The organism is Raoultella sp. T31 (assembly GCF_002806725.1).
Lineage (GTDB): Bacteria > Pseudomonadota > Gammaproteobacteria > Enterobacterales > Enterobacteriaceae > Klebsiella > Klebsiella electrica.
Map to the genome: position 1 here is coordinate 19392 of NZ_PIBO01000033.1, position 23250 is coordinate 42641.

At 56.7% G+C, this 23250-nt stretch carries 26 protein-coding genes; 20 read left to right on the forward strand and 6 right to left on the reverse strand.

All coding sequences use genetic code 11. The features are described from left to right. The first annotated feature begins 17 nt into the window (after positions 1-17). The 9 genes from CWM52_RS19220 (at position 18) to rlmB (ending at position 9985) form a co-directional block, all read left to right on the forward strand. A complete protein-coding gene (locus CWM52_RS19220; RefSeq protein WP_100685560.1) occupies positions 18-1316 on the forward strand; it encodes an adenylosuccinate synthase in 1299 nt (432 codons plus the stop codon). A 228-nt stretch (positions 1317-1544) separates the two neighbouring features. Next, on the forward strand, positions 1545-1970 hold the full coding sequence (nsrR, locus tag CWM52_RS19225; protein WP_100685597.1) for a nitric oxide-sensing transcriptional repressor NsrR: 426 nt from the start codon (positions 1545-1547) through the stop codon (positions 1968-1970). 38 nt (positions 1971-2008) lie between these two features. After that, complete coding sequence (rnr, locus tag CWM52_RS19230) at positions 2009-4465, forward strand: ribonuclease R (protein ID WP_100685561.1); 2457 nt, start codon at positions 2009-2011, stop codon at positions 4463-4465. A 314-nt stretch (positions 4466-4779) separates the two neighbouring features. Further along, positions 4780-5796: a D-cysteine desulfhydrase gene (locus tag CWM52_RS19235; RefSeq protein WP_100685562.1), complete on the forward strand. Its 1017-nt coding sequence runs from the start codon at positions 4780-4782 to the stop codon at positions 5794-5796. Then, complete coding sequence (locus CWM52_RS19240; protein ID WP_100685563.1) at positions 5789-6496, forward strand: aspartate/glutamate racemase family protein; 708 nt, start codon at positions 5789-5791, stop codon at positions 6494-6496. The genes CWM52_RS19235 and CWM52_RS19240 overlap by 8 nt, the downstream gene beginning before the upstream one ends. A gap of 73 nt (positions 6497-6569) precedes the next feature. Then, a complete protein-coding gene (locus CWM52_RS19245; protein WP_100685564.1) occupies positions 6570-7577 on the forward strand; it encodes a glycine betaine ABC transporter substrate-binding protein in 1008 nt (335 codons plus the stop codon). Further along, complete coding sequence (locus CWM52_RS19250; protein WP_100685565.1) at positions 7574-8344, forward strand: ABC transporter permease; 771 nt, start codon at positions 7574-7576, stop codon at positions 8342-8344. The genes CWM52_RS19245 and CWM52_RS19250 overlap by 4 nt, the downstream gene beginning before the upstream one ends. After that, positions 8344-9120 (forward strand): ABC transporter ATP-binding protein, encoded by a 777-nt coding sequence (locus CWM52_RS19255; protein ID WP_100685566.1) that lies wholly within the window; start codon positions 8344-8346, stop codon positions 9118-9120. The genes CWM52_RS19250 and CWM52_RS19255 overlap by 1 nt, the downstream gene beginning before the upstream one ends. 133 nt (positions 9121-9253) lie before the next feature. Further along, positions 9254-9985 carry a 23S rRNA (guanosine(2251)-2'-O)-methyltransferase RlmB gene (gene rlmB, locus CWM52_RS19260; RefSeq protein WP_100685567.1) on the forward strand — a complete coding sequence of 244 codons (732 nt, stop codon included), beginning with the start codon at positions 9254-9256 and terminating at the stop codon, positions 9983-9985. 81 nt (positions 9986-10066) lie between these two features. Here the strand turns inward: rlmB and CWM52_RS19265 are convergent, their stop codons facing one another. Then, positions 10067-11365 (reverse strand): MFS transporter, encoded by a 1299-nt coding sequence (locus CWM52_RS19265; RefSeq protein ID WP_100685568.1) that lies wholly within the window; start codon positions 11363-11365, stop codon positions 10067-10069. 197 nt (positions 11366-11562) lie between these two features. Here CWM52_RS19265 and CWM52_RS19270 point away from each other — a divergent pair, with 197 nt between their 5' ends. Beyond that, a complete protein-coding gene (locus tag CWM52_RS19270) occupies positions 11563-13200 on the forward strand; it encodes an isovaleryl-CoA dehydrogenase (protein WP_100685569.1) in 1638 nt (545 codons plus the stop codon). On the opposite strand, the gene yjfN is transcribed toward CWM52_RS19270, so the two are convergent. Both yjfN and bsmA read right to left on the reverse strand, forming a co-directional pair. Then, the gene (gene yjfN / locus CWM52_RS19275) at positions 13191-13466 is read right to left on the reverse strand and encodes a DUF1471 family protease activator YjfN (protein WP_160702485.1); all 276 of its coding nucleotides are present in this window, start codon (positions 13464-13466) and stop codon (positions 13191-13193) included. The genes CWM52_RS19270 and yjfN overlap by 10 nt on opposite strands. A gap of 138 nt (positions 13467-13604) precedes the next feature. After that, on the reverse strand, positions 13605-13913 hold the full coding sequence (gene bsmA, locus CWM52_RS19280; protein ID WP_032689819.1) for a biofilm peroxide resistance protein BsmA: 309 nt from the start codon (positions 13911-13913) through the stop codon (positions 13605-13607). A 209-nt stretch (positions 13914-14122) separates the two neighbouring features. Here bsmA and yjfP point away from each other — a divergent pair, with 209 nt between their 5' ends. Then, on the forward strand, positions 14123-14839 hold the full coding sequence (yjfP, locus tag CWM52_RS19285) for an esterase (RefSeq protein WP_100685571.1): 717 nt from the start codon (positions 14123-14125) through the stop codon (positions 14837-14839). Here yjfP and ulaR read toward each other — a convergent pair. After that, the gene (ulaR, locus tag CWM52_RS19290; RefSeq protein WP_100685572.1) at positions 14836-15591 is read right to left on the reverse strand and encodes an HTH-type transcriptional regulator UlaR; all 756 of its coding nucleotides are present in this window, start codon (positions 15589-15591) and stop codon (positions 14836-14838) included. The two genes, yjfP and ulaR, sit on opposite strands and share 4 nt — an antisense overlap. 118 nt (positions 15592-15709) lie before the next feature. Further along, positions 15710-16774: an L-ascorbate 6-phosphate lactonase gene (gene ulaG / locus CWM52_RS19295; protein ID WP_100685573.1), complete on the reverse strand. Its 1065-nt coding sequence runs from the start codon at positions 16772-16774 to the stop codon at positions 15710-15712. Positions 16775-17141: 367 nt separating this feature from the next. Here ulaG and ulaA point away from each other — a divergent pair, with 367 nt between their 5' ends. From ulaA to CWM52_RS19325, 6 genes are read left to right on the forward strand one after another with little or no spacing between them, the layout of a single operon-like run. Then, entirely contained in the window at positions 17142-18542 is a 1401-nt protein-coding gene (ulaA, locus tag CWM52_RS19300; RefSeq protein ID WP_100685574.1) for a PTS ascorbate transporter subunit IIC, read from the forward strand. Between the two features lie 12 nt (positions 18543-18554). Continuing rightward, on the forward strand, positions 18555-18860 hold the full coding sequence (gene ulaB / locus CWM52_RS19305; protein WP_100685575.1) for a PTS ascorbate transporter subunit IIB: 306 nt from the start codon (positions 18555-18557) through the stop codon (positions 18858-18860). A gap of 9 nt (positions 18861-18869) precedes the next feature. After that, positions 18870-19337, forward strand: a complete 468-nt coding sequence (gene ulaC / locus CWM52_RS19310; protein ID WP_100685576.1) for a PTS ascorbate transporter subunit IIA — start codon at positions 18870-18872, stop codon at positions 19335-19337. Positions 19338-19350: 13 nt separating this feature from the next. Beyond that, positions 19351-20001 carry a 3-keto-L-gulonate-6-phosphate decarboxylase UlaD gene (locus CWM52_RS19315; protein ID WP_100685577.1) on the forward strand — a complete coding sequence of 217 codons (651 nt, stop codon included), beginning with the start codon at positions 19351-19353 and terminating at the stop codon, positions 19999-20001. Between the two features lie 9 nt (positions 20002-20010). After that, entirely contained in the window at positions 20011-20865 is an 855-nt protein-coding gene (locus CWM52_RS19320; protein WP_100685578.1) for an L-ribulose-5-phosphate 3-epimerase, read from the forward strand. Continuing rightward, positions 20865-21566, forward strand: a complete 702-nt coding sequence (locus CWM52_RS19325; protein WP_100685579.1) for an L-ribulose-5-phosphate 4-epimerase — start codon at positions 20865-20867, stop codon at positions 21564-21566. Before CWM52_RS19320 ends, CWM52_RS19325 begins: the two co-directional genes overlap by 1 nt. A gap of 111 nt (positions 21567-21677) precedes the next feature. Here CWM52_RS19325 and CWM52_RS19330 read toward each other — a convergent pair whose 3' ends face one another. Next, positions 21678-21953, reverse strand: a complete 276-nt coding sequence (locus CWM52_RS19330) for a DUF1471 domain-containing protein (protein ID WP_100685580.1) — start codon at positions 21951-21953, stop codon at positions 21678-21680. A gap of 348 nt (positions 21954-22301) precedes the next feature. On the opposite strand from CWM52_RS19330, the gene rpsF reads away from it, so the two are divergent. Genes rpsF through rpsR form a run of 3 tightly spaced genes read left to right on the forward strand, consistent with a single transcriptional unit; the run spans position 22302 to position 23249 of the window. Further along, entirely contained in the window at positions 22302-22697 is a 396-nt protein-coding gene (gene rpsF / locus CWM52_RS19335; RefSeq protein ID WP_004098001.1) for a 30S ribosomal protein S6, read from the forward strand. A gap of 5 nt (positions 22698-22702) precedes the next feature. Beyond that, on the forward strand, positions 22703-23017 hold the full coding sequence (priB, locus tag CWM52_RS19340) for a primosomal replication protein N (protein ID WP_004857121.1): 315 nt from the start codon (positions 22703-22705) through the stop codon (positions 23015-23017). Between the two features lie 4 nt (positions 23018-23021). Further along, positions 23022-23249 carry a 30S ribosomal protein S18 gene (gene rpsR, locus CWM52_RS19345; RefSeq protein ID WP_000135199.1) on the forward strand — a complete coding sequence of 76 codons (228 nt, stop codon included), beginning with the start codon at positions 23022-23024 and terminating at the stop codon, positions 23247-23249. The last annotated feature ends 1 nt before the right edge of the window (position 23250 follow it).

Here is a 23250-nt window from a genome sequence, read left to right on the forward strand (position 1 = left end):
AACGGTGATTTTGAAAAATGGGTAACAACGTCGTCGTACTGGGCACCCAATGGGGTGACGAAGGTAAAGGGAAGATCGTCGATCTCCTGACTGAACGGGCTAAATATGTTGTGCGCTACCAGGGTGGCCACAACGCAGGCCATACTCTCGTAATCAACGGTGAAAAAACCGTCCTCCATCTTATTCCATCAGGTATTCTGCGCGAAAATGTCACCAGCATCATCGGTAACGGTGTGGTGCTGTCTCCGGCTGCGCTGATGAAAGAGATGAAAGGTCTGGAAGACCGTGGTATCCCTGTTCGTGAGCGTCTGCTGCTGTCCGAAGCCTGCCCGCTTATCCTCGATTATCATGTCGCGCTGGACGTTGCGCGTGAAAAAGCACGCGGTGCGAAAGCTATCGGTACCACCGGTCGCGGCATCGGCCCTGCTTACGAAGATAAAGTCGCACGCCGCGGTCTGCGCGTTGGTGACCTGTTTGATAAAGCAACCTTCGCCGTCAAACTGAAAGAAGTGATGGAATATCACAACTTCCAGCTGGTGAATTTCTACAAAGCGGAAGCGGTTGACTATCAGAAAGTGCTGGATGATGTCATGGCGATTGCCGATATTCTGACGGCGATGGTGGTGGATGTTTCCGATCTGCTGGACCAGGCGCGTAAGCGCGGCGACTTCGTGATGTTCGAAGGCGCGCAGGGGACTCTGCTGGATATCGACCACGGTACCTATCCGTACGTGACCTCGTCTAACACCACCGCGGGTGGCGTGGCGACCGGTTCCGGCCTGGGTCCGCGTTACGTGGACTACGTGCTGGGCATCATTAAAGCCTACTCGACTCGCGTCGGCGCAGGCCCGTTCCCGACTGAGCTGTTCGATGATATCGGCGAGTTCCTGTGCAAGCAGGGTAACGAGTTCGGCGCCACTACCGGCCGTCGTCGTCGTACCGGCTGGCTGGATATCGTGGCGATCCGTCGCGCGGTGCAGATCAACTCCCTGTCCGGCTTCTGCCTGACCAAGCTGGATGTTCTGGACGGCCTGAAAGAAGTGAAACTCTGCGTTGCCTACCGTCTGCCGGACGGCCGCGAAGTGACGACCACGCCGCTGGCTGCTGACAACTGGGAAGGCATTGAGCCGATTTATGAAACCATGCCGGGCTGGTCTGAAAGCACCTTCGGCGTGAAAACGCGCAGCGCTCTGCCGCAGACTGCGCTGAACTATATCGCGCGCATTGAAGAGCTGACCGGCGTACCGGTTGATATCATCTCTACCGGTCCCGACCGTTCTGAGACGATGATTCTGCGCGATCCGTTTGACGCATAATCATCCCCTGGGGCGCCGCTAAGGCGCCCCTTGTTTTTGCTGTTCACCCGCCCCATTTCAAATAAATTAGCGGCCTGAGCGCTGGCTGGTTTATCATCAATACAGTATCAATACGGTCATTACCCGAGGATCAATATACGCAAGCTTTCAGGATGTGTCCGATCGCACCACGCGGCAATGGCCTGAATGATGAGTGTATACCGCTTTCCCCCTTACCCTGAGGTTGATGTGCAGTTAACGAGTTTCACGGATTACGGATTACGAGCGCTGATTTATATGGCCTCGTTGCCGGATGGAAGAATGACGAGTATCTCCGAAGTGACGGAGGTTTACGGCGTTTCCCGTAATCATATGGTAAAAATAATCAATCAGTTAAGTCGTGCTGGCTATGTGATGGCCGTGCGGGGTAAAAACGGGGGGATCCGCCTGGGTAAGCCGGCGAATACCATTCGGGTTGGCGATGTCGTCCGCGATCTGGAACCGCTGTCGCTGGTCAATTGCAGCAGCGAATTTTGCCACATTACACCCGCTTGCCGCCTGAAAAAGGCGCTGGCTGAAGCAGCGCAAAGTTTTCTCAAGGAACTAGATAACTACACGCTGGCTGATTTGGTTGAAGAAAATCAACCGCTTTATAAATTATTACTGGTGGAGTGACATAAACTTTCATCAGAGATGACAACGGAGGAACCGACATGTCACAAGATCCTTTCCAGGAACGCGAAGCTGAAAAGTATGCGAATCCCATCCCAAGCCGGGAATTTATCCTCGATCATTTAGCAAAACGTGAAAAACCGGCCAGTCGCGACGAGCTGGCGATAGAACTGAATATCGAAGGAGAAGAACAACTCGAGGGGCTGCGCCGTCGCCTGCGCGCCATGGAACGTGACGGGCAGTTGGTCTTTACCCGCCGCCAGTGTTACGCATTGCCGGAGCGTCTCGACCTGCTTAAAGGCACGGTTATCGGTCATCGCGACGGTTATGGCTTCCTGCGCGTCGAAGGGCGTAAAGACGACCTTTATCTCTCTTCCGAGCAGATGAAAATGTGCATCCATGGCGATCAGATCCTCGCGCAGCCGCTGGGCGCGGACCGTAAAGGCCGCCGCGAAGCGCGCGTGGTGCGTATTCTGGTGCCAAAAACCAGCCAGATTGTCGGCCGCTATTTCACCGACGCCGGCGTGGGCTTTGTCGTACCGGACGACAGTCGCCTGAGCTTTGATATCCTGATCCCGCCGGAAGAGGTGATGGGTGCGCGAATGGGCTTCGTGGTGGTAGTGGAGCTGACCCAGCGCCCGACCCGTCGTACTAAAGCGATCGGTAAAATCGTCGAAGTGCTGGGTGACAATATGGGCACCGGCATGGCGGTGGATATGGCGCTGCGTACCCATGAAATCCCTTACACCTGGCCGCCGGCAGTAGAGAAACAGGTTTCGGTGCTGAAAGAGCAGGTGCCGGAAGAGGCGAAAGCGGGCCGCGTGGATTTACGCGACCTGCCGCTGGTGACTATCGATGGTGAAGATGCCCGCGACTTTGATGACGCCGTGTACTGCGAGAAAAAACGCGGCGGCGGCTGGCGCCTGTGGGTGGCGATTGCCGACGTCAGCTACTATGTGCGTCCTGGTACGCCGCTGGACGCTGAAGCACGCAGCCGCGGCACCTCGGTCTACTTCCCGTCTCAGGTCGTGCCGATGCTGCCGGAAGTGCTCTCCAACGGCTTATGTTCCCTGAACCCGCAGGTCGACAGGCTATGTATGGTCTGCGAGATGACCATTTCGTCTAAGGGACGTCTCACCGGCTACAAGTTCTATGAAGCGGTGATGAGCTCACACGCGCGTCTGACCTACACCAAGGTGTGGCATATGCTGCAGGGCGACCAGGAGCTGCGTGAGCACTATGCGCCGCTGGTGAAGCATATCGAAGAGCTGCATGCGCTTTATAAAGTGCTGGATAGCGCCCGTGAAGAACGCGGCGGGATCTCCTTTGAGAGCGAAGAAGCGAAGTTTATCTTTAACGCCGAGCGCCGCATTGAGCGTATTGAGCAGACGCAGCGTAACGATGCGCATAAGCTTATCGAAGAGTGCATGATCCTGGCGAACATCTCCGCCGCCCGCTTTGTTGAGAAGGCGCTGGAGCCGGCGCTGTTCCGTATCCACGATAAACCGAGCACCGAAGCGATTACCGCTTTCCGTTCCGTACTGGCGGAGCTGGGGCTGGAACTGCCTGGCGGCAATAAGCCCGAGCCGCGTGATTACGCTGAGCTGCTGACCTCGATTGCCGATCGCCCGGATCATGAAATGCTGCAAACCATGCTGCTGCGTTCGATGAAACAGGCGATATACGACCCGGAAAACCGCGGTCACTTTGGCCTGGCGCTGCAATCATACGCGCACTTCACTTCGCCCATTCGTCGTTACCCTGACCTGTCGCTGCACCGTGCGATTAAGTATCTGCTGGCGAAAGAACAGGGCCATAAAGGCAACAGCACCGAAACCGGCGGCTGGCACTACAGCATGGATGAAATGCTGCAGCTGGGCGCGCACTGTTCGATGACCGAACGTCGTGCTGATGAAGCCACCCGCGAAGTCTCCGACTGGCTGAAGTGCGACTTTATGCTGGATCAGGTGGGGAACGTCTTTAAAGGCGTGATTGCCAGCGTGACCGGCTTTGGTTTCTTCGTGCGTCTGGATGAGCTGTTTATCGATGGCCTGGTGCACGTCTCCTCGCTGGATAACGATTACTATCGTTTCGACCAGGTCGGACAACGTCTGATCGGCGAATCCGGCGGCCAGACTTACCGCCTGGGCGATCGCGTGGAAGTCCGTGTAGAAGCGGTCAACATGGACGAACGTAAAATCGACTTCTCGCTGATCTCCAGCGAACGCGGTCCGCGCAACGTCGGCAAGACCGCCCGGGAGAAGACGAAGAAGGCCAACGGCGCCAGCAATAATGCAGGCAAACCGTCCGGTCGTCGCCGTCAGACGGGCAAGAAGGTGAACTTCGAGCCAGACAGCGCTTTCCGTGGTGATAAGGGCCAATCGAAACCGGCGAAAGCGAAGAAAGAGAAAGGCGCGAAAAAGCCGTCGGCCAGGACGCAGAAAATAGCGGCGGCGACCAAGGCGAAGCGCGCGGCGAAGAAAAAAGCGGCTGAGTAAGCGCCCCTCAATCATGCGGGTTGCAGGAAATCCCCCGGTACATCAATAACGATGTTCCCGGGGACATGCGGATCGCCAACGTACAGGCAACCTGAAGTATGACGGGCATATCACCCCCTCCAGCCGGAGGGGGTTATTCTTTTTTGCCGTAAGTCATTCCACAACAGAATAGATATTTCTCCCTTCCCCGCGTATTTCCTGCTTAGTCTTTTTTCAGCAATCGTTATTTATTCTTTTTGATTAGCCCTGTTTTTTCACTGTGTATAGTGGATTTTACTTTTGCTTCCCCCCCTTTTTATGTGCAAGGAGCATATATGCATCTGGCTCGTTTTCCTCGTGTGTCTCTTGGTCATTTCCCGACTCCGCTTGAGCCGCTGGATAATTTGTCGACATTATTAGGCGGGCCCAAAATATGGATAAAACGCGATGATGCGACCGGTCTGGCGAGCGGGGGGAATAAAACCCGTAAGCTGGAATTTTTGCTGGCGGATGCGCTGGCGAAAAATGCGGACGTGGTGATTACTCAGGGGGCCACGCAGTCTAACCATGTCCGTCAGACCATTGCCGGCGCGGCGCGACTTGGCCTGCAGGCTAAAGCGCTGCTGGAACGGCGGGTGACGGATTTTGGCGAGGATTATCAACGCTCCGGTAACGTACTGCTCGATGAGCTGCTGGGCGGGGAGATCGTTGCCCATCTGCCGGGCGGCAGCGATATGCAGCAGGCAATGGAGGAGTATGCCGCCACGCTGCGTGAACAAGGACGCAATCCGTACCTCATCCCCGGCGGCGGTTCTAACCCCATCGGCGCGCTGGGTTATGTCGCCTGTGCCGAAGAGCTGCTGTATCAGTCATCTCAGCTACGCCTGCTCATCGACCACGTGGTTCACGCTACGGGCAGCACCGGTACCCAGGCGGGGCTGGTGGCGGGCTTTACGGCGACCAACAGCCACGTTCCGGTGCTGGGCATCAGCGTGCGTGCGCCGAAGGCGAAGCAGGAAGAGAACGTCTGGAATCTGGCGGCGAGAACGCTCAGCCTGCTGGGCGTGGCGGGCGAGCTGCCGCGTAGCGCCGTGGTGGCCAATAGCGATTACGTCGGCGAGGGCTACGGCCTGCCCACCGCGGGAACGCTGGAAGCGCTGACGCTGCTGGCCCGCCACGAGGGGATTCTGCTGGATCCGGTCTACTCCGCGAAAGGGATGGCGGGGCTTATCGATCTGATTCGTCAGGGCCACTTCCGTCAGGATGAGAATATCGTCTTTATCCATACCGGCGGTTCTGCCGGACTGTTCGGCTACCGCCAGTTGTTAGAGGCGCAGACCCGCCATGACTAAACCGTTTCTGCTCGGCGTGCTGGGCGGGATGGGGCCGCTCGCCACGCTGGACTTTCAGCGACGCCTGCTTGACGCCACGCCGGCGCAGAACGATCAGCAGCAGCTCCCTTCGGTGGTGTGGAACGTCCCGCAGATCGCGGACCGACAAAAGGCGCTGGCGGGAAGCGGACCGTCGCCGCTGCCGCAGCTTATCCACGGCATTGAAAAGCTTAATCAGGCGGGGGCCAGCCATATCGCTATCCCTTGTAATACGGCGCATCACTGGTATGACGCCCTCAGCCAGGTGAGCGATGCCCCGATTTTGCACATCGTTGATGCGACGCTAGCCGCGCTGGCGCAGCAGGCGGACAAACCGCAGCGGGTAGGGATTATCGCCACGCAAGGCACGCTGGAGGCGGGCTGGTATCAGCGCAAACTGGCGGCGCAGGGCGTGGAGGTGGTTGAATCGACGCAGGAGGAGCTGGCCCGCTGGTTTGTCCCCGGCTGTTACGCGGTCAAACGCGGCGCGCTGGAAGAGGGAGGCGAGCTGCTGGCGCATCAGGCCAACGCGCTGTTTGCACGCGGCGCGCAAAAGCTGATTCTGGCCTGTACCGAGGTCCCCGTTGCGCTTGCGGCGGTGAAAGCGCCGTTTTATGACTTAACGTTCGATCCGGCCCAGGCGCTGGCCGAGCGATGTTCGCAATTATGGCAGGCCCGTTAAAACATCACTGAATACGATTGAGTCCGGTTATTTTCCGGGCGTGAAATTTCTGAACTTTCGAAGGGTAAATATAATGAAAAAAATTCTCTGCTTATTCCTTGCAGCGGGTAGCTTATGGGCCAATGTCAGCTTTGCAGATACCCCGGCCGAAGTCCGGGTGGCGTATAGCGGCGGCTCTCAGGTATTAATGCTGGCGAAAGCCGACGGCTCTCTGGATAAAGCGTTAAACAGCAAAGTGAAGTGGGTGCAGTTTGCCTCCGGCGCCGATGCGTTAAATTATTTCGCCAGTAATGCTATCGATATTGCTAACTTCGGCTCCAGCCCGGCAGCGGCAGGGATTGTCAGAAAACTGCCGGTAGAGATTATTGGCGTTTCCGGCGTCATCGCCAGCTATGAGCGGCTGATTGGCAAGGAGGGCATCAGCAGCATTAAAGATATCGAAGGCAAGCGCGTGGCCTACCCGCCGAATTCGACGGCGCAGTACGCCCTGGAAGCCGCCATCGACGTCAACAAACTGGATCGCAGCAAGATAACCCTGCTGCCGCTGCGCCCGGCCGAGATGGTCGCCGCTTGGAAGCGCGGCGATATCGATGCCGGCTACGTCTGGGCGCCGTTTGCCCAGGAGCTGGAGTCCTCCGGCGGACACCAGGTCTTCGCCACCAAAGATCTGCAAAAAGAGGGCTACCTGATTTACAACAACTACGTGGTGCGCAAAGCCTTTGCCGAGCAATATCCCCAGGTGGTGACCGCCTTCCTGCGCGTGCACCAGCAAAAGGTTGACGAATTTAAGCAAGACCCGGAGCGCGCGGCGGCGATCGTGGCGCAAGAAGTTGGCGCCCCGGTGACCACCGCGGCGAATACGCTCGGCGGCCTGGAATACCCCACGCTGAGCCAGCAGGGGACCGCGGCATGGCTGGGTAACGGGACGCAAACCTCCGACAGCGGTATCGGCAAAGCGTTGAGCAAAACCTCCAGCTTCCTCGCGGCGATTGGCGAAATCCGCAAACGCGATATACCGGCAAACTGGGATACCGCGATTAATTCACGCTATATCCGCGAAGCGGCGGTAGCCGCGCAATGAGATTGAGCCAGCATATCGCTATCAGCACTGTCTCGGTGGCGGTTTTCTTTATCGTCTGGCAGGTGGCGGCGACGCGGCAGTGGGTTGACCCGCTGCTGCTGCCCTCCCTGACGGATATCGGCCTGACAACCGAAGAGCTGCTGGCGGAGGGCTATCGTCAGGTGCCGCTGTGGGAGCATATCGCGGTGAGCCTCGCGCGCGCCCTCAGCGCCTTTGCGGTAGCGATTATCATCGGCATTCCGCTGGGGCTGCTGATGGGGCTGTCGGATGGCCTTGCCGCCGTGTTAAATCCGTTCGTGCAGTTCCTGCGTCCGCTGCCCAAAATCGCCCTGATCCCGCTGGCCGTGGTCTGGCTGGGGATCGGCGAAGCCTCCAAATTCTTCCTGATATTTATCGCCACCTTTTTAAGCGTGGTGGTCGGGGCCTCCGCCGCCGTCGAGCGGATTGGCCGCTCGCGCATTCGCGTGGCGCAAACCCTCGGCGCCTCGCGTAAGCAAATTTTCCTGCGGGTGGTGTTGCCGGATGCGCTACCCGATCTCTTCACTACCGTCAGGCTGTCGATCGGTATCGGCTGGACCTCGCTGATTGCGGCAGAGATGGTGGCGGCCAGCTCCGGCCTGGGCTGGATGGTGATTAACGCCAGTTCTTATCTGCGTACCGATATCGTCATGCTCGGCATTCTGCTGCTGGGCGGCATTGGCTATCTGCTGGATTTATTGCTGCTGGGGCTGCAACGCCTGTTTGTGCCCTGGGCGGGGAAAGAATAATGAGTGCCATCACGCTGGAAAATGTCTCGCTCTCCTTTGCGGCCAGGCCGCAGCCGTTCACGGTGCTCGAGGATATTAGCCTGTCACTGAATAAAGGGGAGTTTGTCGTTCTGCTCGGCCCTTCGGGCTGCGGAAAATCGACCATTCTCAACCTGGTGGCCGGGTTTACCCAACCGGACCGGGGACGCGTCGCGGCGGGCGGCAAACCGGTACGTGCGCCGGGGCCGGATCGCGGCATGATTTTCCAGCAGCCGAATCTGTTCCCGTGGCTGTCGGTGCTGGAAAATGTCACTTTCGGCCCACGGCTGGGCAAATACCGCAAACAGGAGGTCAACGCGCGAGCGCTGGACTGGCTGGGGCGCGTGGGCCTGAAAGGGTTTGAGCATCATGCTCCCTGGCAGCTCTCCGGCGGCATGAAACAGCGCGTGGCGCTGGCGCGCGCCTGGCTACCCGGCCCGGAGGTGCTGCTGCTGGATGAGCCATTCGGCGCGCTGGATGCGCAAACCCGGCTGATGATGCAGGAGCTGCTGCGCGAGGCCTGGCTTTCGACCGGCACCACGCTGCTGTTTGTGACCCACGATGTCGAAGAGGCGCTGTTTCTCGCCGACCGCATTCTGATTATGTCAGCGAAACCGGGAAAAATCGTCGAAGAGATAGTCCTGCCCTTCGGCCGCGAACGGGATATCGAAACCCTGGCCGAACATCCGCGCTACAGCGAGATTAAGCATCACGTTTTGCACCGGGTGCGCCAGGAGGCAAAACGGCATTTAGGTTAAACGCGACGCCCGGCGGCGGGCAGTTTAATCGGACAAGAGTCGATTTGAACGCCATGTCGGTTATAATAGGCGCAAGTGAAGTGGTTCACGGCCCTATTAACCCGGCGCATACCGCCCCAGATGAGTACCTTTAATGAGTGAAATGATTTACGGCATCCACGCGGTGCAGGCCCTGCTCGAGCGCGCTCCAGAGCGTTTTCAGGAAGTTTTTATTCTGAAAGGCCGCGAGGATAAACGCCTGCTGCCGCTGATCCATGCGCTGGAAGCGCAGGGCGTGGTGATTCAGGTGGCTAACCGTCAGTTTCTTGACGAGAAAAGCGAAGGTGCCGTGCATCAGGGGATTATTGCCCGGGTGAAGCCGGGGCGTCAGTATCAGGAGAACGATCTCCCGGACCTGCTTGCCTCGCTTGAGCAGCCGTTCCTGCTGATCCTCGATGGCGTCACCGATCCGCACAACCTCGGCGCCTGTCTGCGTAGCGCCGATGCCGCCGGCGTACACGCGGTGATTGTACCGCGCGACCGTTCCGCCCAGCTGAACGCGACCGCGAAAAAAGTGGCCTGCGGCGCGGCGGAAAGTGTCCCGCTGATCCGCGTCACCAACCTCGCGCGCACCATGCGCCTGCTGCAGGAAGAGAATGTCTGGATCGTCGGCACCGCGGGTGAAGCGGACCACACGCTGTTCCAGAGTAAAATGACCGGCCCGATGGCACTGGTTATGGGAGCGGAAGGGGAAGGGATGCGTCGGCTGACCCGCGAGCACTGCGATGAGTTAATCAGTATCCCGATGGCCGGCAGCGTCTCTTCACTGAACGTCTCTGTCGCGACCGGGATTTGCCTGTTTGAAGCGGTGCGTCAGCGTAGCTGATATGTTTGCCGGGTGGCGGCTGCGCCTTACCCGGCCTACAGAAGCGTAGGCCCGGCAAGCTCGCGCCGCCGGGCAATGTTGTCACTCATCCAGCGACCGCAGATGGTCGTTTTTCTTCAGCGTCATCAGCGCGAAAATACTCACCACCGCCGTCGCCATCACGTAATAAGCCGGAATATCGAGGTTCCCCGTCTGCTTAATCAGACCGGTGATAATCAGCCCTGCACATCCCGAGAAAATCGCGTTCGACAGTGAATACGCCAGCCCAAGCCCGGTGTAACGTACTTTGGTCGGGAACATCTCTGACAGCATCGCGGGTCCTGGGCCCGCCAGCATGCCGACTAATCCCCCGGCCACCAACACGACCAGCGCTTTTACCAGCAGTGTACTGGATTCCGCCTGCAGAATTTTCAGCAGCGGGAGCGCCAGGATAAGCAGCAACACGGCGGCCATCACCATCACGTTGCGGCGTCCCCATTTATCGCTGAGCATTCCGGCGGGCAGAATCGTTATGGCGAAACCAATATTAGAGATAACCGCAATCAGCAATGCCTGATGAAAACCGGTATGCAGCGAGGATTGCAGATAGGCGGGCATAATCACCAGATAGGTGTAACCCGCAGCGGACCAGACCATCAGGCGGCCAATGCCGGTCAGAATAGCCTTCAGAGTCTGGCCGACGTTCGCCGTGGGCTGCGGATACTGTTGTTGCTGCTTCTGCTGGCGGAGAAAGCCCGGCGTCTCCTCCATCTTCATCCGTAGCCAGAGCGCCACGCCACCCATCGGGATAGCGAGGAAGAACGGGAGGCGCCAGCCCCAGGCGTACAGTTCCTCCGGGCTCAGAATGGCGGAAATCAACGCCACGACGCCGGCCCCCGCCAGCAGCCCTAATGCCACGGTAAAGGATTGCCAGGCACCATACAGCCCGCGCTTGCCGCGTGGGGCGAACTCGGTCATCAGCGACACCGCGCCGCCATATTCACCGCCGGCAAACAGGCCCTGAAGAATACGCAGTCCCGTCAGAATCAGCGGCGCGGCAATCCCGATGCTGGCATAAACCGGCACCAGGCCAATGGCTGTGGTCGCCAGGGTCATCATTACCAGCACGATAATCAGCGTGGGTTTACGGCCAATACGATCGCCGATCCGGCCAAAAATAATGGCGCCCAAAGGGCGGAAGAAGAAAGCGATCGCGAACGACGCATAGGTCAGGATCAGGCCCGTCAGCGGCGCTTCCCCGGCAAGCTGAAAGAAGTTGCGGGCGATAACCGTCGCCAGAAAGCCATATACCGCGAACTCGTACCACTCAATAAAGTTGCCGATAGAGCCGGCGATCAGCGCGCGTTTATGCGCGCCCATAGTCGTTGTTACGGTCTGCATAAATCATCCCGGCATGAGCAAAAAAGTCACAATTGAATAAACTATTCCATATATTTTCCATTATGAAATTTAAAATTCTTGTGGCTGTGATGGGCTTCACGAAGGGGGGCGATGGTTTTTTTGTGACCGGACTCGCGGGCGATGTCCGGCGAGGGTAGCCATACTGAATAATCATGCCGATGACGCAAGGAGACAGTATGGTCTGGCAAACGCATACCGTGTTCAATCAGCCTGCGCCGCTGATGAACAGCAATTTATTTCTCTCGGATAGCGCGCTGCGTGAGGCCGTAACGCGCGAAGGGGCCGGATGGGACAGTGATTTACTGGCCAGTATCGGCCAGCAGCTGGGGGCGGCGGAGTCGCTGGAGCTGGGGAGACTGGCGAACAGTAATCCGCCGGAGCTGCTGCGCTACGATGCGACCGGTAGCCGGCTTGATGATGTCCGGTTCCATCCTGCCTGGCACCTGTTGATGCAGGGGCTGTGCGCCAACCGGGTGCATAATCTGGCCTGGCAGGAGGATGCCCGCGCAGGCGCCTTTGTCGCGCGCGCCGCCCGCTTTATGCTGCATGCGCAGGTAGAAGCGGGGACGCTGTGTCCGATAACCATGACCTTTGCGGCGACGCCGCTGCTACAGCAGGCGCTACCGAAACCTTTTAGCGACTGGCTGTCCCCTTTGCTGAGCGACCGCTACGATCCGCATCTGGCGCCGGGCGCTCAGAAACGTGGGCTGTTAATTGGCATGGGGATGACGGAAAAGCAGGGGGGATCTGACGTACTGATCAATACCACCCGGGCGGAAAAAACCGCCGAAGGTTTTTATCATCTGGTCGGTCATAAATGGTTTTTCTCGGTCCCGCAAAGCGATGCGCACCTGGTCCTGGCTCAGGCGGCGGGAGGTCTCTCCTGCTTTTTCGTGCCCCGTCTGCTTCCCGACGGGCAGCGCAATGCCCTGCATCTGGAGCGGCTGAAAGATAAGCTTGGCAACCGCTCGAACGCCAGCAGCGAAGTCGAGTTTTTTGCAGCCCGCGGCTGGCTGGTGGGCGAAGAGGGCGATGGCGTTCGGCAAATCCTCAAAATGGGCGGGCTCACCCGTTTTGACTGCGCGCTTGGCAGCCACGCATTAATGCGTCGGGCCTATTCGGTAGCGCTCTATCATGCGCTGCAGCGCCAGGCATTCGGTAAGAATCTGGTCGATCAGCCGCTCATGCGTCAGGTGCTGGGCCAGATGGCGCTGCGCCTTGAAGGGCAGACCGCTTTTCTGTTCCGGCTGGCGAGGGCGTGGGAGAGTCTTGATGACGCCAGAGAGGTCCTCTGGGCCCGCCTGTTTACGCCGGCGGCGAAGTTTGCCATCTGCAAATCCGGGATCCCGTTTGTCGCTGAGGCGATGGAGGTACTGGGCGGGATTGGCTACTGTGAAGAGAGTGAGTTGCCGCGCCTGTATCGTGAGATGCCGGTCAATAGTATCTGGGAAGGCTCGGGCAATATCATGTGTCTGGACGTGATGCGGGTGCTGGGTAAACATCCGGCGGCGCTGGAGCTGCTGGCGGCGGAGTGCGCGGAGGTGAAAGGGCAAAACCGCCATTTCGACCGGACATGGCGGCAGTTGCAACAGCTGCTGCGGCGGCCCGCAGAAGAGCAGGGCAGAGAGATAGCACGCCGGGTTTATATGCTCGGCGTCGGCGCGCAGATGCTGCGCTACGCCTCGCCGCCGCTGGCGGAGGCCTGGTGTCGTATGATGCTCGACACGCGCGGCGGTATGCGGCTGGATGAGCCGACGCTGGAGGATTTGCTGCTACGTGCGATGGGGCGTGGACGTCAGGCGCCTCAGGCGTAAAGAATGGCCTGGACTCGCCAGTTATCCGGCTGCTGATCCTCGTACATCTGTACGATGCGATACCACGACGCGCCTTGTTCATCGGCCTTTACGGCGATGGCGCGTTCAACGTCCTGCTGGCTGCCGGCAATATTATTGACGGAGATCAGGCCAATTTCATTCAGACCGGTAACGCAGTCCGCGCTGGCGAATTCCGCCGACTGCGCGGAGGTGTTTGCTGTCGCTGTGGTCAGCAGCAGAGCGGGTAGGGTAAAAGATCGTTTCATCGTCAGCTCCATTTCACGTAGTCCCGAGGGCAGTCCGTTGCTAACGTCCTGCCAGGTTGGCTGGCCGAACGTTATTATGCACAGGAGAACGTGAATGGACGCAAAGCAGTGTAAAGCTGGCTAAAAGACGGTGTACCGCTATTTACGGTACAGAATCGCTTGCGAATACCACTGGCCGGGAACCATGGTGTCATCAATCATGATGATGACGTAGTAATCCGCTTTAGCCGTTTCTGCCTTCGTTTTCAACGCCGCTTCGACATCCATTGGCGAACCGTACATCAACACGCTCACCGTCCCCATTTTCTGTAGCCCTGTCGTCTGGTTACGGTGAATCTCTTGCGGATGGTCGGTTGCGGGTGGCGGTGCTTCTGGCGTCCCCTGCAGGGCACTACAACCGCTCAGTGCGATAGCCAGAAACCACGGTGTTAACCTGCGCATAACCATATCTCGTTTCCTGATAGTCATAGTGTAGTGGTAGCCTGAATGTCATTTCCGGGGAATGTTCCCGAAGTGTTATCTCTGACGCGATTTTCGGATGAAAATATCGTGAAAGCGTAACCAAGTTCTCAACATTATGAATCATGGTGAACCTGGTTTCTTGCTGAATATATCAGCCCATGACACACCGCGACCTGAGTGAAAGGAGAGGGTCAATGATTACTCTTGAAATACGTCGTCTGGCGGGCGGCGAAGTCCTGCATGCTTGCCCGCAATATGCGCTGGATAAGCCGTTGCCCAGTATCATCTTTTATCACGGTTTTACCTCCTCGAAGCTGGTATATAGCTACTTCGCCGTGGCGCTGGCAGAAGCCGGGTTTCGCGTCATTATGCCCGATGCGCCGGAACATGGCGCACGTTACGATGGCGATGAAGGCGGGCGGATGCAGCGCTTCTGGCCGATTTTACTGCAAAATTTTGCCGAGTTTCCGGCCTTGCGCGCGGCGGTTATCGACCAGGGGTGGGTTGAGGGGGGCAGGCTGGCGGTCGCCGGGGCATCAATGGGCGGCATGACGGCGCTGGGAATGATGACCCACCATCCGGAGATAAAAAGCGTGGCCTGCCTGATGGGCTCCGGCTATTTTACCCAGCTGTCACAGAGCCTGTTTCCTTCGCCCGGCGCCAGTGCCGAACAGCTGGCAGAATGGGACATCACCGGGCAACTCGACACCCTGGCGAATCGACCGCTTTTGCTCTGGCACGGCGATGAAGACGATGTGGTTCCGCCAGATGGCACGTTCCGGCTCCAGCAGGCGCTGCGGCAAAACGATCGGGATACTCATCTGACCTGCGTCTGGCAAAAAGGGGGTCGCCACCGGATAACGCCGGAGGCATTAGCGGCGACGGTGGCGTTTTTTCAACGCCACCTTTAAACGCGAATCACCTTAACGCCTTGATCCTCAAGCTGCCTGAGGATCGCTTCATCCGCCTGTTTTCCGGTAATCACCAGGTCGATTTGCCCGGCCTGGCTGAACAGCATTCCGGCACGTTCGCCCACTTTGCTGCTATCGACCAGTACCGCGAGTTTACCGATGACATTAAGCATTTTTTGCTCCGCCATCGCCGTCAGCATATCGGTTTTATACAGCCCTTCGGCGGTCAGCCCTTTGCCGCTGGTAAACATCCAGTGCCCGGCGTACAGGCTGTTTTCGCTGCCCTGCGGGCTCAGGGTGATGGAGTGGCTGCGGTTATACTGCCCACCCATAATAATGACGCTGTCGTGTTCCTGATCGATCAGATAATTGGCCAGCGGCAGGTAGTTAGTAATGATCTGTACCGGTTTACCGCACAGTTCCTGCCCAAGCAGGAAGGCGGTAGAGCCGCAGTTGATGACAATGCTTTCACCGGGATTCACCAGTTGCGAAGCCGCATGCGCAATCCGTACCTTCTCATCATGGTTTTGCGCCTGATGGATGTTCATCGGCGACCAGCGTGGGCGCTGTTCACTGATGGCTTCTGCGCCGTTGCGGACTTTTTTCAGCCTGCCGCTTTCGTCGAGTTTATTGATATCGCGTCGTGCCGTCGCCGGAGAAATTCCCAGCCGGGAAATCACCTGCTCCACGGTGACAAATCCCGTTTGTGCCAACAAATCCAGTAAAATTTGATGTCTTTGCGCTTCCGTCATGAGCAAATCCGATTAAAAGTGATAAGTAAAGATGATATTTGAAATCAGGTGAAAATACTAATACTGGCGGGGATAATTTCCGGCGAACGGTCAACGATGACCGCTTGCCGGAGAAGCCTTACAGGAAGGACTTAAAGGGCAGGTCCGGTTCCATAGTGAAGCAGTCGTCGAATCCGCGTGGATAGTGGTATTCGAAGTTGTCTTTATCCAGCGGCCAGGTGAATTTACCGCCGACCTGCCAGATGAAAGGCTTAAAGCCATACTTCAGGCGGTCTTTTTTCATCTCCCACAGAACGCGGATTTCCTGCGGGTCAGCCTGGAAGTTTGACCAGATATCATGATGGAACGGGATAACCACTTTGGTATTCAGCGACTCGGCCATGCGCAGAATATCGGCGCTGGTCATTTTGTCGGTAATGCCGCGCGGGTTCTCGCCATAGGAGCCCAGCGCCACGTCGATCTGATGCTCGTTGCCGTGTTTCGCATAGTAGTTAGAGTAGTGAGAGTCGCCGCTGTGGTACAGGTTGCCGCCCGGCGTTTTGAACAAGTAGTTTACCGCGCGCTGATCCATCCCGTCCGGCAGTACGCCCGCGGCTTTTTGATCCGCGGGTAAGGTGATGAGGGCGGTACGGTCAAAGGCGTCGAGCGCGTGGATTTCAATATCTTTGATTTTTACCACATCACCCGGTTTCATCACGATGCAGCGCTCTTTCGGTACGCCCCAACCCATCCACAGGTCGACACAGGTTTGCGGACCGATAAACGGTACGTCCTCGGCGCAGTTCTGCATGACCGCGGCAGCCACGTTCACATCAATGTGATCGTTATGATCGTGGGTCGACAGCACGGCATCGATCTGGCGAATAGCGAACGGATCGAGAACAAACGGCGTAGTACGCAGATTTGGCTGGAGCTTTTTCACGCCCGCCATGCGCTGCATCTGATGGCCCGTTTTCATCAGAGGGTTGCCGTGGCTTTGTTTGCCAGTACCGCACCAGAAATCAACGCAGATATTGGCTCCGCCTTCGGATTTCAGCCAGATGCCCGTACAACCTAACCACCACATGGCAAAGGTGCCTGGTGCAACCTGCTCTTGTTCAATTTCTTCATTCAGCCAGCTACCCCACTCCGGAAAAGTGTTGAGGATCCATGATTCGCGGGTGATGGTTTGTACTTTACTCATTGATTTTCCCCTCATATTGAATCAGAAGTAATCACATTGTGATTTGTTTTGATTGATACTGGCACCGTTTTTTCAGGATTGCAATCCTGAATTTTGCCATTCATAAAAGGGGGGCGGAGGGTTAAAGCGAGACACATGTGTAACTTATTAAACTTGAATATTTTTATATTATTGATTTGTATTAATAATTTTTACTTCATGGAAAATGAGAATTAATACGGCAACGGACTGAAGGATTATTTGCGGCGTGCGTCACATTTAATCAAATATAATCTTGTTGTGATTATTTTTGATTATTAGAGTTGATCCCAACAACAAGCCCTGAGCGTAGCGTGCGTTCTGGAGCGTCCACCTTCTGGAGTGTGTTATGGCGATTCTCTACCACATCTTTACCGTGTTCTTTAACCAGGTAATGACCAACGCCCCGCTGCTGCTGGGTATTGTGACCTGTCTGGGCTATATCCTGCTGCGTAAAAGCGCCAGCGTTATTGTTAAGGGGACGATTAAAACCATTATCGGTTTCATGCTGTTGCAGGCCGGCTCCGGCATTCTGACCAGCACGTTTAAACCGGTGGTAGCGAAAATGTCGGAGGTTTACGGCATCAACGGCGCTATCTCCGACACCTACGCTTCAATGATGGCAACTATTGAGCGCATGGGGGATGCCTACAGCTGGGTGGGGTATACCGTGCTGTTAGCCCTGGCGCTGAATATTTGTTATGTCCTGCTGCGGCGCATTACCGGGATTCGTACCATCATGCTGACCGGGCACATCATGTTCCAGCAGGCGGGGCTGATTGCCGTCTCTTTCTATATCTTCGGTTACCCGATGTGGACGACTATTATCTGCACGGCGGTGCTGGTGTCGCTCTATTGGGGCATTACCTCCAACATGATGTACAAGCCGACCCAGGAAGTGACCGACGGCTGCGGCTTCTCCATCGGACACCAGCAGCAGTTTGCCTCCTGGATTGCTTATAAGGTCGCCCCGTATCTGGGTAAAAAAGAGGAGAGCGTTGAGGATCTTAAGCTACCGGGCTGGCTGAACATCTTTCACGACAACATCGTCTCCACGGCCATCGTGATGACCATTTTCTTCGGCGCGATTTTGCTCTCCTTCGGCATCGACACCGTACAAGCGATGGCGGGCAACACCCACTGGACGGTCTATATCCTGCAAACGGGCTTCTCGTTCGCCGTCGCTATTTTCATTATCACCCAGGGCGTGCGCATGTTCGTCGCCGAGCTCTCTGAAGCGTTCAACGGTATCTCCCAACGCCTGATTCCCGGTGCCGTACTGGCGATTGACTGTGCCGCGATTTATAGCTTTGCGCCCAACGCCGTCGTCTGGGGCTTTATGTGGGGCACCATCGGCCAGCTGATCGCCGTCGGTATTCTGGTGGGCGTCGGTTCTTCCATTCTGATTATTCCGGGCTTTATCCCAATGTTCTTCTCGAACGCCACCATCGGCGTCTTTGCTAACCACTTTGGCGGCTGGCGCGCGGCGCTGAAGATTTGTCTGGTGATGGGGATGATTGAAATCTTTGGCTGCGTCTGGGCGGTGAAACTGACCGGTATGAGCGCCTGGATGGGCATGGCGGACTGGTCGATTCTGGCGCCGCCGATGATGCAGGGTCTCGCCTCTATCGGTATCGCGTTTATGGCCGTCATCATCATTATTGCACTGGTTTATATGTTCTTTGCAGGGCGTACGCTGCGCGCTGAAGAGGATGCGGAAAAACAACTGACAGATGCTTCTGCTCAATAAGGAGTTTTGACTATGACCGTACGTATTCTGGCTGTATGTGGTAACGGGCAAGGAAGTTCCATGATCATGAAAATGAAGGTGGACCAGTTTTTGACCCAGTCAAATATCGATCACACGGTGAACAGCTGCGCGGTGGGGGAATACAAAAGTGAACTAAACGGCGCGGACATCATCATCGCCTCCACCCATATCGCCGGTGAGATTAGCGTCTCCGGTAATAAATACGTGGTTGGCGTACGCAACATGCTATCGCCCGCGGACTTTGGCCCAAAGCTGCTGGAAGTGATCAACGCGCACTTCCCGCAGGATGTGAAGTAAGGAGGTCAGATGAAATTACGTGATTCGCTGGTGGAGAATCACTCCATCCTTCTACAGGCCGACGCCAGCACCTGGCAGGAAGCTGTCAAGCTGAGCGTCGATTTACTGGTGAAGGCGGATGTCGTAGAGCCGCGCTACTACCAGGCCATTCTGGATGGCGTTGCTCAGCACGGCCCCTATTTCGTGATTGCTCCCGGTCTGGCGATGCCGCACGGTCGCCCGGAAGAGGGGGTGAAGAAAACCGGCTTTGCGCTGGTCACGCTGAAAACGCCGCTGGTTTTCAATCATGAGGATAACGACCCGGTCGATATCTTGATCACGATGGCCGCCGTGGATGCCAATACTCATCAGGAGGTCGGCATCATGCAGATCGTCAATCTGTTTGAAGATGAAGCTAATTTTGACCGTTTACGCGCCTGCCGCACCGCGCAGGAAGTGCTGGATTTAATTGATAACGCCACTGCGGCGACCGTTTAAAAGGAATAGCAAAATGTCATTACCTATGTTGCAGGTTGCGCTGGATAACCAATCGATGTCTTCCGCGTATGAAACGACGCGTCTGATAGCCGATGAAGTGGATATTATTGAAGTCGGCACCATTCTCTGCGTGGCTGAAGGCGTACGCGCCGTTCGCGACCTGAAGGCGCTCTATCCCAATAAAATCGTGCTGGCGGATGCCAAGATCGCCGATGCCGGTAAAATTCTCTCCCGTATGTGCTTTGAAGCCAATGCCGACTGGGTAACCGTGATCTGCTGTGCGGATATCAACACCACCAAAGGCGCGCTGGACGTGGCGAAAGAGTTCAACGGCGATGTACAGATCGAACTGACCGGCTACTGGTCCTGGGAGCAGGCGCAGGAGTGGCGTGAAGCGGGCATCCAGCAGGTAGTTTATCACCGTAGCCGCGATGCGCAGGCGGCCGGCGTGGCATGGAGCGAGGCGGATATCAACGCTATCAAACGCCTGTCCGATATGGGCTTTAAAGTCACCGTCACCGGCGGTCTGGCGCTGGAAGATTTGCCGCTGTTCCAGGGGATTCCGATCCACGTCTTTATCGCCGGGCGCAGCATTCGCGACGCCGCTTCTCCGGTGGAAGCCGCACGGCAGTTCAAACGTTCTATCGCCCAGCTGTGGGGCTAAGGAGCGACTATGCTGTCGAAACACATTCCGCTCGGTATCTATGAAAAAGCGCTCCCCGCCGGGGAGTGCTGGCTGGAACGCCTGCAGCTGGCTAAAGCGCTCGGTTTTGATTTCGTCGAAATGTCGGTAGATGAAACCGAGGCGCGCCTGGCGCGGCTTGACTGGCGTCGGGAGCAGCGCCTCGCGCTGATCGAGGCGATTGCTGAAACCGGAGTGCGCGTACCCTCTATGTGCCTGAGCGCCCATCGGCGCTTCCCGCTCGGTAGCGAAGACGACGCGGTACGCGCGCAGGGTCTGGTGATTATGCGCAAAGCCATTCAGCTGGCGCAGGATGTCGGGATTCGCGTTATCCAACTGGCGGGTTACGACGTTTACTACCAGGAAGCCAACAACGAGACGCGCCGACGTTTCCGCGACGGGTTAAAAGAGAGCGTCGAAATGGCGAGCCGCGCGCAGGTGACGCTGGCGATGGAGATCATGGATTATCCGCTGATGAATTCGATCAGCAAGGCGCTGGGCTATGCCCACTACCTGAATAATCCGTGGTTCCAGCTCTATCCGGATATTGGCAACCTGTCTGCATGGGATAACGATGTGCAGATGGAGCTACAGGCCGGGATAGGGCATATCGTGGCGGTACATGTCAAAGACACGAAACCCGGCGTATTTAAAAACGTGCCGTTCGGCGAAGGGGTGGTTGATTTTGAGCGCTGCTTCGAAACCCTCAAACAGACGGGCTACTGTGGCCCGTATCTGATTGAGATGTGGAGCGAAACGATGGACGATCCGGCCGCTGAAGTGGCGAAAGCGCGCGATTGGGTGAAGGCGCGGATGGCCAGCGCAGGACTGGTGGAGGCGGCATAATGCAAAAGCTCAAACAGCAGGTATTTGACGCCAATATGGATTTGCCGCGCTACGGCCTGGTCACTTTTACCTGGGGTAACGTCAGCGCTATCGACCGTGAACGCGGGCTGGTGGCGATTAAGCCCAGCGGTGTCGACTACGAGGTCATGAAAGCGGATGAGATGGTCATCGTGGATCTTGAGGGTTACGTGGTGGCGGGGCGGTATCGTCCCTCTTCCGATACCGCCACGCATCTGGCGCTGTATCGCCGCTACCCGAACCTGGGAGGCGTGGTGCATACCCACTCGACGCACGCGACGGCCTGGGCGCAGGCAGGTCTGGCCATTCCCGCGCTGGGGACGACCCATGCGGATTACTTCTTTGGCGATATCCCCTGCACCCGGGCGTTAAGCGCACAGGAAGTGGAAGAGGCTTATGAACTGAATACCGGCCGCGTGATTATCGAAACGCTGGGTGACGTTGAGCCGCTGCATACGCCGGGAATAGTGGTCTATCAGCACGGGCCTTTTGCCTGGGGCAAAGATGCGCACGATGCGGTGCACAACGCGGTGGTGATGGAAGAGGTGGCGCGGATGGCGTGGATAGCACGCGCTATCAACCCTCAGCTGAAGCCCATCGATAGCTGGCTGATGGACAAACATTTTATGCGTAAGCACGGGCCAGATGCCTACTACGGACAAAACGTGGAACCATGCAGTTAAAAGAGAGATGGCATCAGGTTGCGCTGAAGCGGATCCGTTACAAGGAAAAGTAATGCTCAATTGCATTAAAACTTCGCCCTGATTATCGGGCGAAGTCAAAGAGAGAGGGGATTAGCGATAAATGGCTGCGCTGGCATGAATCACGCCGTTGCTTTGCGGTTCGTGAATCAGGATCGGCTGAAAATATTTTGCGCCTTGCGCATCGCTCAGCTGATTAAGTGCCTTGTCGGCCTCTTGCTCCGTCGCCATATTATGGTTGATATAGATAACGCCCAGGCTCTGCACATCGTCCATGTTGCGTGCCTGGCGCCCATCGATCTTGATGGCTGCGAGCGCGTTGGCGCTCAGTAAAAGCGCAGCCGTAGCGGCAATGATGATGTATTTCATACTCTACGCTCCTGACGTTCTGTCGACCATGCTGGCGTTAAATACGGGATCCTCCGGGGTTATCGATAGCTCTGATTTAAGTGTAATCTCTGGCGACGGTGGGTATCGCGACCATTTCTGATGAAGTTGTTCAAAAAAGTGTCGCTGGTGTCGTTGATTAATTTTAAATCACTGACTTAGCGCGGCTTTACCGTTAGTGCGAATTATTTGCGCAATTCGCTTGTCTTCCCAGAGCGACGAAAGTAGAATGACGCGTCAATTTTTCGGCCGCCCTTTAACACGTTCCTTGCCTCCATGGGCCGCGGCTGACCCAGACAGGAGGCTGAATAATCCGTAAGGAGCAATTCGATGCGTCATTACGAAATCGTTTTTATGGTCCATCCTGACCAGAGCGAACAGGTTCCGGGTATGATCGAACGTTACACTGGTGCAATCACTGCAGCAGAAGGTACGATCCACCGTCTGGAAGACTGGGGCCGCCGTCAGCTGGCTTACCCGATCAACAAACTGCACAAAGCTCACTACGTTCTGCTGAACGTTGAAGCTCCGCAGGAAGCGATCGATGAGCTGGAAACTAACTTCCGCTTCAACGACGCCGTTATCCGCAGCATGGTAATGCGTACTAAGCACGCTGTTACCGAAGCATCTCCGATGGTTAAAGCGAAAGACGAGCGCCGTGAGCGTCGCGAAGATTTCGCAAACGAAACCGCAGATGATTCTGAAGCTGGGGATTCTGAAGAGTAATCCTGATGACCAATCGTCTGGAGCTGTCCGGCATAGTTTGCAGGACGCCACTGCGTAAGGTCAGCCCGTCAGGAATTCCACACTGCCAGTTCGTGCTTGAGCATCGTTCAGTGCAGGAGGAAGCCGGTTTTCACCGGCAGGCATGGTGTCAAATGCCCGTAATTATTAGCGGACACGAAAACCAGGCCATTACTCACAGTATAACGGTCGGTAGCGCAGTGACCGTTCAGGGGTTCATCTCTTGCCACAAGGCAAAGAACGGCCTGAGCAAAATGGTTCTGCATGCCGAGCAGATTGAATTGATAGATTCTGGAGACTAGCCAAATGGCACGTTATTTCCGTCGTCGCAAGTTCTGCCGTTTCACCGCGGAAGGCGTTCAAGAGATCGACTATAAAGATATCGCAACGCTGAAAAACTACATCACCGAAAGCGGTAAGATTGTCCCAAGCCGTATCACCGGTACCCGTGCAAAATATCAGCGTCAGCTGGCTCGCGCTATCAAACGCGCACGCTACCTGTCCCTGCTGCCGTACACTGATCGTCATCAGTAAT